Below are 12,076 nucleotides of genomic sequence, written 5' to 3' on the forward strand. Positions count from 1 at the left end.
CGTCCGCCTGCGTGCCAGTTGCCATAACGATCATGCCTCATTTCTAGCCGGTCATACTGCCAAGCCCGCCGATCCGGCGCGCCGCAGTTTGATTTGCGTTCGGGAACACTATATAATGCGGGGATAACAAGAAAAACACCCGACCGAGGCATAGTTCTGTAATGACACAAGTATTTAGACGCGCTTGGGAGGATATGGTCCTTCCTATTTTCAAACGTCCCCGCCGCGTGCAGGTGGCGGCCCTTTGCTACCGCGAGTCCGAGGCAGGCAAAAAGGTGCTGCTGATCACCAGCCGTGACACGGGCCGCTGGATTTTGCCCAAGGGCTGGCCGATCGACGGGTTGGACGGTGCCGGAGCCGCCTTGCAAGAAGCATGGGAAGAGGCCGGGGTGACAAAAGCCGACATCGAATCCGATCCGATGGGCATTTTCGACTATGACAAGGGTCTCGGCGAAGGCTTGACCGTGCCCGTGACCACACAGGTCTATCTCACTCGCGTGCGCGATCTGAGCGAGGAATACCCCGAAGCGGGCATGCGCAAGCGCGCGTGGTTCACGCCCCAAGAGGCGGCGGAACTGGTGGATGAGCCTGATCTTAAAGCAATCTTATCTGCCTTTCACTAAAGCCTAATGGCATCGGGTCTCGGCCCGGTGCCCCATTGCCCTTCCCCAACAGCCAATGCCGCCCTCCGCCGAATGTTACAATTTTGTGACAGGGTGACTTGCGCCCTCGATAGCCTTATGTCACCCCCCGCTTAACGTTAGGATCGTTGGGAGATCATACAGGAATGGCAACGGAACCGCAGGGCAGCCAGTGGAAGACGCTGGACAAGGACCTCAACCGCATTTCGCAAGTCGAACTGGCCGCGACCTATGTCGCCCGCCCCTCGTGGCGCCGGGCATTGCGCTGGCCTTTATCGTGGTGGCAGGTGCCGTTGCGGCGGTCTTCTTCGGGCATCAGCCCTCTAGCTTTGTCGTGATCGCGGCCGCGATCTTCGGCGCCTATATGGCGGTGAATATCGGCGCGAACGACGTGGCCAACAACATGGGCCCCGCCGTGGGCGCCAATGCGCTGACCATGGGCGGGGCGATCGTGATTGCGGCCTTGTGCGAATCCGCCGGTGCCTTGCTGGCGGGGGGCGATGTCGTCTCGACCATTTCCAAGGGCATCATCGACCCGGCCAGCGTGGCCGACACGCGCATCTTTGTCTGGGCGATGATGGCAGCGCTGGTGTCTTCCGCGCTTTGGGTAAACCTTGCCACATGGGTCGGCGCGCCGGTGTCGACGACCCATTCGGTCGTGGGCGGTGTCATGGGCGCGGGCATCGCAGCTGCGGGCCTTGGCGCGGTCAACTGGAGCTCGATGAGCATGATCGCCGCAAGCTGGGTGATCTCTCCCGTGTTGGGCGGTGCCGTGGCGGCGATGTTCCTTGCGTTCATCAAGGCACGGATCCTGTACCAAGACGACAAAATCGCCGCCGCGCGCACATGGGTGCCGGTGCTTGTGGGTCTGATGGCCGGGGTCTTTGCGGCCTATTTGGCGCTGAAGGGCCTCAAGAAAATCATCAGTATCGACATGCCCATGGCCTTGATCATCGGGCTGGTGACGGGGCTGGTGGTCTATGCCATCTCCGCCCCGTTGATCCGCCGCGCGTCCGAGGGGATGGAGAACCGCAACCGCTCGGTCAAAACGCTTTTTGGCCTGCCGCTGGTGCTGTCTGCCGCCCTTCTCAGCTTTGCGCATGGGGCCAATGACGTGGCCAATGCGGTGGGGCCGCTGGCGGCGATCGTACATGCGACAGAGTTCGGCGGCTTTGAGGATAAGGTCAGCATTCCCACATGGGTCATGATCATCGGCGCCTTCGGCATCTCCTTTGGTCTGTTCCTTTTTGGGCCGAAACTGATCCGCATGGTCGGCAGCCAGATCACCAAGCTGAACCCGATGCGCGCCTATTGCGTGGCCCTGTCGGCGGCGATCACCGTGATCGTGGCAAGCTGGCTGGGCCTGCCCGTGTCCTCCACCCATATCGCTGTGGGCGGGGTATTTGGCGTGGGCTTTTACCGCGAATGGCATATGGAGCGGCGCCTGCGCCGGATCGGCGGCCAAACCAGCGAAGTGAAACGCATCGCCAAGGAAGAACGCCGCCGCCGCAAGCTGGTGCGCCGGTCGCATTTCATGACCATCGTCGCGGCTTGGGTAATTACCGTGCCCGCCGCGGCCCTGCTCTCTGCCATGGTCTTTTGGGTGCTCAACACCCTCGTGAACTGAGGTCAGGCGCGTCCGCGCCTTACCCTCTTGCTGGTCCTGCCCTGCTGCCATCTCGGCCCGCAGGGCGGTGACCGGCAAATGCGGCAGCCCCTCGCCTGCAAGCTCTGCCCAGCCCATCACCCGCAAGACCATATCCGTTACCGGTGTCGCCCGGCCAAGCGCCTGCCCGCGGCGCTGCACCTCGCCTTGCAACGCGTCGATCTCGGTCGGGCGGAGGGCGGCAAGGTCTTGCGCCATGGAGGTCCGCGCCTGCGGATCAATCTGCAACATGGCAGAGGCGATGCGTGTGAACAGCGGTGTCGGCAGGCGCAACAGAGCCGGGACCAGCCGCGCCGGGATTGGCGTGGTCATAGCAGGGCGGATCTTCTCTGCCCGCAGAATGGCAAGCGCCTCGGCCCATTGATCGGCCATCAGCCGCCGCCACGCCCGATCCTGCAACTGCGCTTGCAACGGCAGACCGCTTAGCGCGTTCAGCGCGTTGTTGAGGTTCATCAGGAACTTACCCCATTGCAGGGCCGTGATATCCGCGTGTTCCACCACCTTCAGATCCGGCAACGACAGCCGCGCCGCCAGATCCGCCGGTCCGCCCTCGATCACCAGATCGCCCGAGCTTGCCCGGTGGTAGCACCCCTGTCCCATGGCCACGACGTTGAAGGGCACCAGCCCGGCGCGCAGATCATGCTGCGGCAAGTGCTGGGCCAAGGCCGCGCGGTTGCCCATGCCGTTTTGCAGGCTGATAACCTGCACGCCCTGCGCGCTGTGGCGGGCGATCTGCCGGGCGATGTTTTCGGTGTCGCGCGATTTGACCGTGACCAACACGATATCGGCATCGCGCAGACAGGTCTCATCACCCGCAAGGGTCAGATCATCCGCCGAGAGGTAGCGGGCCATGCCGCCAAAATCGGTCAACGTCAGCCCGTGGGTGCGGATCTCGGCCTGAATACGAGGCCGGGCCAGCAGGGTTACGGAATGCCCCGCCCCGGCCAGCAATCCGCCGATGAAACAACCGATCGCCCCCGCGCCCGCGACAACGATGCGGGGGCCGTCGCTCATGCCCCCAGACACCAGCGCATGACGGCTTTTTGGGCGTGCAGACGGTTTTCGGCCTCATCAAAGATCACCGAATGCGGGCCATCCATGACCGAGCTTGTCGCCTCATCATCGCGGTGCGCGGGCAGGCAATGCATGAAGAGCGCGTCAGGTTTCGCCAGCGCCATCAGCGCGTCGTTCACCTGATAGCCACGCAGCTGGTTGTGCCGCCGTTCGCGGGCCGATTGCGGATCATGCATGCTGACCCATGTGTCGGTCACCACCAGATCGGCGCCTTCGACAGCCTTTTGCGGATTGCGTTCGACGGTATAAAGCCCGTCGAGCGCCGCTTCAGGGTCCAGCGGCTCGGGGCCGGTAAAGACGAGATCAAAGTCGAACTGTTTCGCCGCATGGGCAAAGCTGGCAAAGACATTGTTGCCGTCGCCCGACCAGACCACCTTGCGCCCCTTGATCGGGCCGCGGTGTTCCTCAAACGTCTGGATGTCGGCCATGATCTGGCAGGGGTGCGTGCGGTTGGTCAGCCCGTTGATCACTGGCACGGTGGCATGTTCGGCCATATCAAGCAGGGTCTGCTCTTCGAAGGTGCGGATCATGATCATGTCGACATAGCGTGACAGCACGCGGGCGGTGTCGGCGATGGTCTCTCCATGGCCAAGCTGCATGTCCGCCCCCGAGAGGACCATCGTCTGCCCGCCCATCTGACGCACGCCCACATCGAAAGACACGCGCGTCCGGGTCGAAGGTTTTTCAAAGATCAGCGCGACCATGTGGTCTTTCAGCGGCTGATCTTCATCCGCCGCGCCGCGCGGGCGGCCTTGGCGCGCGGCCTTCATGGCGGCGGCGTTGTCGATGATCTGCCGCAAATCGGCGGGGTCGGTTTGGTGGATATCAAGAAAATGGTTCATCTGTCGTCTCTGTCTTGCGGGTCTAAGGCCACGGCCTCCGGTGCCCGAGGAATATTTTAGGTGAATGGCGTTCAGGCCGGGGTCAGCGCGCGCGCGATGGCGTCAAGGCGGGTCACGGCCTCGGCGATCTCATCGTCGGAAATGGTCAGCGGCGGCAGAAGGCGGATCACATTGTCCGCGGCGGGTACGGTGATCAGGTCATGGTCATAGCCCGAGGCGACCACATCCGCATTCGCCACTTTGCATTTCAGCCCCAGCATCAGCCCCGCGCCACGGACCTCTTCAAAGACACCCGGATGCTCTGCCACCAGCCCCTCAAGGCGCTGACGCATCAGCCCCGCTTTGCGGTTCACCTCTGCCAGAAAGCCCGCGTCGGCGACCACATCCAGCACGGCGCAGCCCACGGCACAGCCCAGCGGGTTGCCGCCATAGGTCGACCCATGGGTGCCAGCAGTCATGCCCGACGCGGCCTTTTCATTGGCCAGCACCGCGCCCAACGGAAAACCCCCGCCGATGCCCTTGGCGACCATCATGATATCGGGTGTCACCCCGGCCCATTCATGGGCAAAGAGCCGTCCGGTCCGGCCAACGCCGCATTGCACCTCGTCCATAATCAGCAACAGCCCATGTTGGTCACAAAGCGCGCGCATCTGCTGCAACTCGGCATCCGGCACGGCGCGGATGCCGCCTTCGCCCTGAACCGGCTCCACCATGATGGCGGCGGTTTTATCGGTGATGGCGGCCTCCAGCGCGTCACTGTCGCCAAGATCGAGATGTACGAAACCCGGCAGCAGCGGGCCGAAACCTTTGGTCATTTTCTCAGACCCCGCCGCGGCAATCCCGGCAGATGAACGGCCGTGGAACGACCCGCTGAAAGTGATGATCTCAACCCGCTCGGGCTGGCCTGCTTCATAGAAATACTTGCGCGCCATCTTCACGGCCAACTCGCAAGCCTCGGTCCCTGAATTGCAGAAAAATGCCGTGTCGGCAAAAGTCTCGGCCACCAGCCGGTCAGCCAGCGCCTCTTGCTGCGGGATGTGGTAAAGGTTTGACGTGTGCCACAGCGCTTGAGCCTGATCCGTCAGCGCCTTCACCAGCGCTGGATGCGCATGACCAAGCGCGTTCACTGCGATCCCCGCGCCAAGGTCGAGAAAACGTCGCCCATCCGCCTCGATCAGCCATGTGCCTTCGCCTTTGACAAAGGTCAAAGGGGCGCGATTGTAGGTTGGCAGAACGGAAGGGATCATCTGTTTGTCCTTGAAAGAGGGCCGCGTCACGCCGGTAAAAGGGCATGGGGCTGGCGCAGGGTCAATGGGATTTGGTTGTTTTTGAAAGGGTGCAGCATGTCTGCTGCGAGATCAGGCCATCACGCCGCCCCCTAAAGGGCGCTATGTTTATCGAACGAAGCGTCGTCGGATGGAATATGTGGCACATTTGATCATGGGCCTTGCATAGCCGCCCTTCATCCCCCACGTAAAGCCCCAATCGCAGCGCGCCGCCCTCAAGGGGCATCGGCGCTTGCACCTGCGGCCCCAGAAGATAAAATGGAGGCCGATACACTGACAAAGCGGTCCGGGCTATGGGGCCGCTTTTTAACTGGGGAACCCCGTATGTCCTGGACTGATGAGCGCGTAGAGACACTTAAAAAGATGTGGGGCGAAGGCCAGTCCGCCAGCCAGATCGCAAAAGAACTGGGCGGGGTGACGCGCAATGCCGTGATTGGCAAGGTGCACCGTCTGGGCCTGTCGAACCGCACCGCCGGGGCACCCGCCGCCGCAGCGGCTGCCAAGCCAGAGCCCAAGGCCAAGCCCGCAGCGTCCAAGGCCGAGGCCAAGCCAAAGCCCGCCGCCAAGCCAGCAGCGGAACCCGAGGCCGAAGCCGCCCCTGCGCCCGAATCCGAAGAGCCCGCCGCAGCCCCGGCGCCCAAGCCCAACCTGCCCGCGCGCAAACAGATCATCCCCGCAGGCCAACCGCTGCCGCCGCAGCCTTCGGCCAATGAGATCAGCCCAGAGGCGCTCGCCAAGGTCAGCGAAATCGAGAAGAAGGCCAAGAAGATCGGCCTGATGGAACTGACCGAGCGGACCTGCAAATGGCCCGTCGGCGACCCCGCGACCGATGACTTCTGGTTCTGCGGCCTGCCCGTACAACAGGGCAAACCCTATTGCGAGGCCCACGTCGGCGTCGCTTTCCAACCCATGAGCGCCCGGCGCGACCGCCGCCGCTAAGACTGGCAAGATGCAATGAAAAAGGCGGGTGGGCGTGATTGCCCTGCCCGCTTTTTCTTTGCCTCAAGGCACAATCAGCGCAGTTTCGGCGGTTTCGCCGGATCACTGCCCGGGGCCATCCGGGGCGTGTTCTGCAAAGGCTCCATCTGCGGCAGGTCAAAGCGCAGGCCAACGCGGGCCAGTTTTTCGACCACCGCATCGTTGGGACCAAAGAAGCCCACATCCATCGCCCCTGCCTCGATCCCCGAAAAGGTCAGCGCCTCTGAGGCTGCCCGCACCAGCGCGTCCTGCGCGCGGGGGATCGCGCCGACGAAGGCCAAAAGATGCCCGCGCCCGCCGCCGGTATATTCGACCCCCACAAGGAACGCGCCAGCCGCCATGCCGGTCGCTGTCGCCAGCTTGGCGTCGATCGCGGCGATTAGCGTCTCTGGCAGCCCCTGCGGCGGGAACACCTGATCGATACCCGCCTCCACTTCGCCCGGGGCATGGGCCAAGGTGCTGCGCAGCCAATCCATCGCCTCGGCAGGCAACAGGATTTCCGACGGGGCCACGCCGATGTTCACCGCCATGCCAAGCGGCTGGCCCTCCAACATCGCGGAAATCGCCCGGCCCGAGAGCGCCACATAGGGAGACGCCTCCCCCACATGGGCCGACAGCCGTGCGGCGCGGTCGAAAACCATGACATAGCTGTCCTCAAGCAGCACCGGGCTGATCTGATCGCCCTGCGGCTCATCCTCTAACAACATGAATAGCTCAACATCCGCGATACGCTCGTAAAAGCGCAGGCGGGCGGCGTCATCCTCGGGGGCGGTCATCATCGCGGCATGGGCTTGGTCCAGCGGGGTCGGCTCAATCAGCCGGGCTGTCTTAAGGTCAGCTTGGGGGTCAGCTTGGCGGTCGGTCATTCATCACCTCGGACACGGCGGCGCGCAGACGGGGCAAGACCTCTTCCGCGAACCAGGGATTCTTGTTCAACCATCCGGTATTGCGCCAAGACGGATGAGGCAAGGCAAAGACCCCCGGCGGATGATCCCGCCACCCCGCGACGGCCTCGGTCACATTGCGGAATCCGGGCAGGTGATACTTAATCGCATAGGCCCCGATCAGCACCGTCAGACGCAGGTCGGGCAGCATCTCAAGTACGGGCTTGCGCCAAGTTTGGGCACAGATACGCGGCGGCGGCAGGTCACTGCCCTTGGCGTCATAGCCCGGAAAGCAAAAGCCCATCGGCACGATGGCAACACGGTTGCGGTCATAGAATGTCGCCTCGTCCAAGCCCAACCAGTCGCGCAGACGGGTGCCGGACATGTCCCAAAACGGCTTGCCCGCCTCATGCACCCGTTTGCCGGGCGCTTGGCTGGCAATCAGCAGCCGCGCGCCGGGTTTGAACCAGACGATGGGCCGTGGGCGATGCTGGGTCGCCGTCACGGCAAAACGCTCGGCACAAAGGCGGCAGGCCGCCAGATCATCTCGGATATCCTTCATGAGGAGGAGATAAGCGGTAGGGCCGAAAGATAAAGGGCCGCAACTGATCACTTCGACAAATATCGAAATAAAGCTTGCGTAGGGCTGACATTTCGATATTTCTAGAATCATGAAACAAGAATCCGCAACCCCCGCCCTCACCCTCGCCGCCAGCAGCTTTGCAGCACTTGGATCGGAACAGCGCCTCTTGGTGCTGCGCACCTTGGTGCGCGCCGGATCGGCGGGGCTGAGCATCGGCACGCTGGGCGAACGCACCGGGGTGACCGGCTCGACCCTGACGCATCACCTGAAACTCTTGGCCTCCGCCGGATTGGTGAAACAGGAAAAGCAAGGCCGCAGCACAATCTGCGCCGCCGTCGCCTATGAAGAAGTGCAGGCGCTGGCGAATTTCCTGCTCACCGAATGCTGCGCAGACGCAATCAACGAATGTACGGAGCATGATCATGGCTGAAACCACGCAATCCCCTCCCGTGCTCCATCGACTGGCGTTCTTGAAAGGCGCTTGGGGCATCACCTTGGCTCTTCTTGCCCTCATCGCCCTGCTGGATCCCCCGCAAATCGTGCCGACCGTTACCTTCACCGCCGAGGCGCTTTTGGGCACCGCCCCGTTCATCGCCTTCGCCGTGCTGGCCGTGGCCTATCTCAAAGCCAGCGGCGCTGAGAGCCTGCTCGCCCGCGCTTTTGAGGGCAATCCGGCCCGGATGGTGGTCATGGCCGCCGCCCTTGGCGGGCTGTCGCCCTTTTGCAGCTGCGAGGTGATCCCCTTTATCGCTGCCCTGCTCGCCGTTGGCGCCCCGCTGGGTGCGGTTATGGCCTTCTGGCTTGCCTCCCCTTGATGGATCCGGCCATGTTCGCGATCACCTCCGGCACGCTGGGGTTCGATTTCGCCGTGGCGAAAACCATCGCAGCACTCGGCGTTGGCATGGTCGGCGGCTTCACCGTCTTGGCCCTATCGCGGACCCCGCTCTTTAATGATCCGCTGCGCGCCCAGCCCGCGAAAAGCAGCTGCTGTTCTTCGGCCAAACCCTTCTCCGGCGCGCCGGTTTGGAAGTTCTGGCAAGAGGCCGAGCGCCGCGCGAGCTTTAGCGACACGGCGCTGACCAACGCGGTTTTCCTCGTGAAATGGCTTACGCTCGCCTATGTGGTCGAAGCCTTGATGCTGACCTACGTGCCCGCAGAATGGATCGCCAATATCTTGGGCGGCACCGGGATCATGCCCATCATACTCGGCGCTTTGGTGGGGGCACCGGCCTATCTCAACGGCTATGCCGCGGTCCCCTTGATCGACGCGCTGTTGGCCCAAGGCATGACCCAAGGCGCGGCCATGTCCTTTGTCATCGCAGGCGGGGTCAGCTGCATCCCGGCGGCCATTGCTGTCTGGGCGCTGGTCAAACCGCATGTCTTTGCCGCCTATCTTGCCTTTGCCTTTGTCGGAGCCATCTTCGCGGGCATGGCTTGGCAATTGGTGGCCTAATGGGGCACGGGCATCCCCCTGCGCATATCCGCGATCAGGTCAAAGCGGTGTTGGCAGACCGCTTTGACCCGCACCACGGCACGCAGGCCACGAAAGACGCACAACAAAGCTGCGCCGAGACGAAAGTGATTGGCCACTGACGACGGGCCGGGCCGCCGCGAACCTAGGCCGCGGCCCGATCCCCGGAGGGTTTCTGGGGCTCTTCATCGCCGATCGGCCCGTCCCCGTTGACCATATCTTTGACATGTATCCCATGCGCCAACTCGCGCCCGGACCCATTGCCCAACGGCATATCGATATAGAACGTCGTGCCGGGGCCCGCGTTTTTGAAGTAGTCGATCTGACCGCCCAAGGCTTCGATGATCCGCTTGGAGATGTTCATGCCCAGACCGGTGCCACCCACGGCGCGCTGGTCAGACGAGTCGATCTGCGAGAATTCGTCAAAGACCTTCTCCCGCTCGGATTCCGCAAGGCCGATCCCCTCATCAATCACGCTGATCCGCACCTTATCCTCGTGCTTGACGGAGGTGACCTTCACCGTCGACCCCGCGGGCGAGAATTTGGCCGCATTGGACAGAAGGTTGGACATCACCTGCTGCAGGCGTTTTTCATCGGTGGCAATTCCCGCCGCATCCGAAGGCTTGGCATAGCGCAGCGTCACGCCCAAGTTGCCTGCAAAGGCCTGATTAAGCTCAATCGCGTCTTCGATAATCGTTTGCACTTCAAGCGGTTCGATATCAAAGCTCACCTTGCCCGCCTCGAACTTTTGCAGGTCGAGAATCTCGTTAATGATCGACGTGAGCCGCGCCGAATTGCGCTGCGCGATCTTCAAGACCTTCTCCATCTGCGGGGTCATTTCACCCAGAACCCCGGCGCAGGCCATATCGAGCGACCCTTTGATCGACGTCATCGGCGTGCGCAGCTCGTGGCTGATGGTGGAGACGAATTCGGTTTTTACCTTAAACGCGATCTTGGTTTTCTCATGCTCTGCTTTCAACTCTTCCAACTGGCGCAGGTTGGTGCGGTACATTTTCATGAAGATACGCGAGCAATCGACGATGAAATAAAGCACGAAGACCACGGTGAACAACTGGGTCCAGAGCTCGGACTCTATGCTCGCCCCGGTGCGGACGATGTCCCAGATTGGAATGAACAGGAATGTCGCCCCATAGATCGCAAGCCGCAGCATCAACACTGGCAGGATATGATGGTTGTTCATCGACGCAAAAAGCGCTGCCGCGAATAGGAAGAACAGCGGCAGAAAATGGGTCGTCGCCCCCTGCTGAAGCGCAATCCCAAGCGCGAAATAGCTGATCACCCCGGCGCTTAGCACCGTCCCGAGGTAGATGCGGTTCATGAACAACCGCGCCAAACGGGGGCTGCGCCCGCGCCACCGGGTGATGCGCAAGAAGAGAAGGTAGTCAAAGGTCTCGGAAATCGCGATAAAGATCAACGTCGTGATCGACAGCCAAAGTTCGTAGTAGAAAGCGGACAGGCAAATGGCCGCCGCAAAAATCATTTGCCGCTGCCAGAACAGGTTAACGCCGACTTGGGAATAATCCCGCATCTGCTGCACCTTAGTCGCGTCAGCGAGATGCGGCGTATGAATCGGCCCGTATGTTACTTTTTCCTGCGACATCGCTCTCGTTTTCTTCGGTCGGCTGCTCGAATGTCAGCATTCTGCCGACAAACGCCCTTAACATGTTGCATTTCGGCATCGTCGCACATGTTAGACGCGATCTTCCCCACTTCTACACCCGGAAATGGGACATAAGTATGGCCATTTCATGCAACTAGAGGTTAGCCTCTTGATAAGAGTTATTTTTACAGCGAATTTTCGAGGTCAAACATGAGTCTGCAAGGACGGAGCTTCAGTGGGAAATCTTGGCAGGATGTTCTTCCCGAACTGACGCCACAAGACGCTAAAGCGTTGGAAGTCAAAAATAATCGTTTTCCCCGTAAACTCCTTGGCCCCAAAGCGGCTGAACCTGATCCCTACAGCCCAGAGGCCCTCGCCCGGGCCAATCCGTACATGCGCGCCACAACTTTGTCGTTTTTAAACATGCATCAGCACGGTGAATTATTCGTCAATTTCCTCCGGGCCCGACGCCGAATCTTTATCGATGACAAGCAATGGGATCTCCCTCAGGTTGATGGGATGGAGTTTGACCAGTACGACACGCCCCGCGCGCGCTGGATCGTTCTGCACGAGTATGGAGAGGTCATGGGCGGCGTGCGTCTGATGCCCACCACCTCGACCTGCGCGCAGTACAGCTACATGCTGCGCGATGCGCAGCTCGGGATGCTGCCGGACATTCCGCAGGACGTGCTGTTTTTCAAAGCGCCCGTCCGCGATGACATTTGGGAAGCGACCCGCCTTTTCCTGACCAGCGCGGTCCCCGCGCAGCGCCGCATTGCCGTGCAACGTATGCTCATGAACCAAATGGCCGGTGCCGCCTATGCCATGGGCGCAAGCCACGTTTTGGGCATTGTGCCTGCCACCTTTAGCCGGTGGATGACCCGGCTTGGCCTGATGAGCGCCGTGCCTGTGGGCCCTGTGCAAAACATCGACGGCGACCGCACGCAGGCAGCCTTGATGAACGTCAGCTACATCGGCGAGATGACCCCGACCGAAAGCACCCACACGCTGCACTGACCACCGCACCGAC

10 protein-coding genes and 3 pseudogenes are annotated in these 12,076 nt (G+C 61.8%); 7 read left to right on the plus strand and 6 right to left on the minus strand.

From position 1 onward, the window contains the following. The first annotated feature begins 194 nt into the window (after window positions 1–194). Together ACFQAU_RS02000 and ACFQAU_RS02005 are read left to right on the plus strand one after the other, a co-directional pair. Entirely contained in the window at window positions 195–623 is a 429-nt protein-coding gene (locus tag ACFQAU_RS02000) for an NUDIX hydrolase (RefSeq protein WP_348408396.1), read from the plus strand. 164 nt (window positions 624–787) lie between these two features. Next, window positions 788–2,268, plus strand: a pseudogene (locus ACFQAU_RS02005) (inorganic phosphate transporter). A 111-nt stretch (window positions 2,269–2,379) separates the two neighbouring features. On the opposite strand, the pseudogene ACFQAU_RS02010 reads toward ACFQAU_RS02005, so the two are convergent. The 3 genes and pseudogenes from ACFQAU_RS02010 to ACFQAU_RS02020 all read right to left on the minus strand — a co-directional run. Beyond that, window positions 2,380–3,321: pseudogene (locus ACFQAU_RS02010) on the minus strand (2-dehydropantoate 2-reductase); the annotation flags it as partial. Next, on the minus strand, window positions 3,318–4,223 hold the full coding sequence (gene argF, locus ACFQAU_RS02015) for an ornithine carbamoyltransferase (RefSeq protein ID WP_132445797.1): 906 nt from the start codon (window positions 4,221–4,223) through the stop codon (window positions 3,318–3,320). The gene argF and the pseudogene ACFQAU_RS02010, both read right to left, overlap by 4 nt. A gap of 71 nt (window positions 4,224–4,294) precedes the next feature. After that, the gene (locus tag ACFQAU_RS02020) at window positions 4,295–5,470 is read right to left on the minus strand and encodes an aspartate aminotransferase family protein (RefSeq protein WP_120350596.1); all 1,176 of its coding nucleotides are present in this window, start codon (window positions 5,468–5,470) and stop codon (window positions 4,295–4,297) included. A gap of 363 nt (window positions 5,471–5,833) precedes the next feature. On the opposite strand from ACFQAU_RS02020, the gene ACFQAU_RS02025 reads away from it, so the two are divergent. Then, window positions 5,834–6,448 carry a GcrA family cell cycle regulator gene (locus tag ACFQAU_RS02025; RefSeq protein ID WP_132445794.1) on the plus strand — a complete coding sequence of 205 codons (615 nt, stop codon included), beginning with the start codon at window positions 5,834–5,836 and terminating at the stop codon, window positions 6,446–6,448. A 74-nt stretch (window positions 6,449–6,522) separates the two neighbouring features. On the opposite strand, the gene ACFQAU_RS02030 is transcribed toward ACFQAU_RS02025, so the two are convergent. Next, entirely contained in the window at window positions 6,523–7,305 is a 783-nt protein-coding gene (locus ACFQAU_RS02030) for an SseB family protein (protein ID WP_132445859.1), read from the minus strand. Window positions 7,306–7,333: 28 nt separating this feature from the next. Then, the gene (locus ACFQAU_RS02035; protein ID WP_132445791.1) at window positions 7,334–7,933 is read right to left on the minus strand and encodes a uracil-DNA glycosylase family protein; all 600 of its coding nucleotides are present in this window, start codon (window positions 7,931–7,933) and stop codon (window positions 7,334–7,336) included. 109 nt (window positions 7,934–8,042) lie between these two features. Between ACFQAU_RS02035 and ACFQAU_RS02040 the strand changes: the two genes are divergently transcribed. The 3 genes and pseudogenes from ACFQAU_RS02040 (at window position 8,043) to ACFQAU_RS02050 (ending at window position 9,547) form a co-directional block, all read left to right on the plus strand. Beyond that, a complete protein-coding gene (locus ACFQAU_RS02040) occupies window positions 8,043–8,384 on the plus strand; it encodes an ArsR/SmtB family transcription factor (RefSeq protein ID WP_120350593.1) in 342 nt (113 codons plus the stop codon). Next, window positions 8,377–9,407 (plus strand): annotated as a pseudogene (locus ACFQAU_RS02045) (permease). Before ACFQAU_RS02040 ends, ACFQAU_RS02045 begins: the two are co-directional and overlap by 8 nt. After that, a complete protein-coding gene (locus ACFQAU_RS02050) occupies window positions 9,407–9,547 on the plus strand; it encodes a hypothetical protein (RefSeq protein WP_165935589.1) in 141 nt (46 codons plus the stop codon). The pseudogene ACFQAU_RS02045 and the gene ACFQAU_RS02050 overlap by 1 nt, the downstream one beginning before the upstream one ends. A gap of 23 nt (window positions 9,548–9,570) precedes the next feature. On the opposite strand, the gene ACFQAU_RS02055 is transcribed toward ACFQAU_RS02050, so the two are convergent. Continuing rightward, window positions 9,571–10,974, minus strand: coding sequence for a sensor histidine kinase (locus ACFQAU_RS02055; RefSeq protein WP_240791632.1), 1,404 nt, complete (start codon window positions 10,972–10,974; stop codon window positions 9,571–9,573). A gap of 495 nt (window positions 10,975–11,469) precedes the next feature. Between ACFQAU_RS02055 and ACFQAU_RS02060 the strand changes: the two genes are divergently transcribed. Further along, window positions 11,470–12,063, plus strand: coding sequence for an acyl-homoserine-lactone synthase (locus tag ACFQAU_RS02060; protein WP_317391119.1), 594 nt, complete (start codon window positions 11,470–11,472; stop codon window positions 12,061–12,063). The last annotated feature ends 13 nt before the right edge of the window (window positions 12,064–12,076 follow it).

The organism is Sulfitobacter profundi (genome assembly GCF_042661425.1).
Taxonomy (GTDB): domain Bacteria; phylum Pseudomonadota; class Alphaproteobacteria; order Rhodobacterales; family Rhodobacteraceae; genus Sulfitobacter; species Sulfitobacter profundi.

Bases quoted from the DNA above. Each gene is read 5' to 3' on its own strand.
- ACFQAU_RS02000 (WP_348408396.1), top strand. From the start codon at position 195: ATGGTCCTTCCTATTTTCAAACGTCCCCGCCGCGTGCAGGTGGCGGCC.
- argF (WP_132445797.1), bottom strand. From the start codon at position 4,223: ATGAACCATTTTCTTGATATCCACCAAACCGACCCCGCCGATTTGCGG.
- ACFQAU_RS02020 (WP_120350596.1), bottom strand. From the start codon at position 5,470: ATGATCCCTTCCGTTCTGCCAACCTACAATCGCGCCCCTTTGACCTTT.
- ACFQAU_RS02025 (WP_132445794.1), top strand. From the start codon at position 5,834: ATGTCCTGGACTGATGAGCGCGTAGAGACACTTAAAAAGATGTGGGGC.
- ACFQAU_RS02035 (WP_132445791.1), bottom strand. From the start codon at position 7,933: ATGAAGGATATCCGAGATGATCTGGCGGCCTGCCGCCTTTGTGCCGAG.
- ACFQAU_RS02040 (WP_120350593.1), top strand. From the start codon at position 8,043: ATGAAACAAGAATCCGCAACCCCCGCCCTCACCCTCGCCGCCAGCAGC.
- ACFQAU_RS02050 (WP_165935589.1), top strand. From the start codon at position 9,407: ATGGGGCACGGGCATCCCCCTGCGCATATCCGCGATCAGGTCAAAGCG.
- ACFQAU_RS02055 (WP_240791632.1), bottom strand. From the start codon at position 10,974: ATGCGGGATTATTCCCAAGTCGGCGTTAACCTGTTCTGGCAGCGGCAA.
- ACFQAU_RS02060 (WP_317391119.1), top strand. From the start codon at position 11,470: ATGCATCAGCACGGTGAATTATTCGTCAATTTCCTCCGGGCCCGACGC.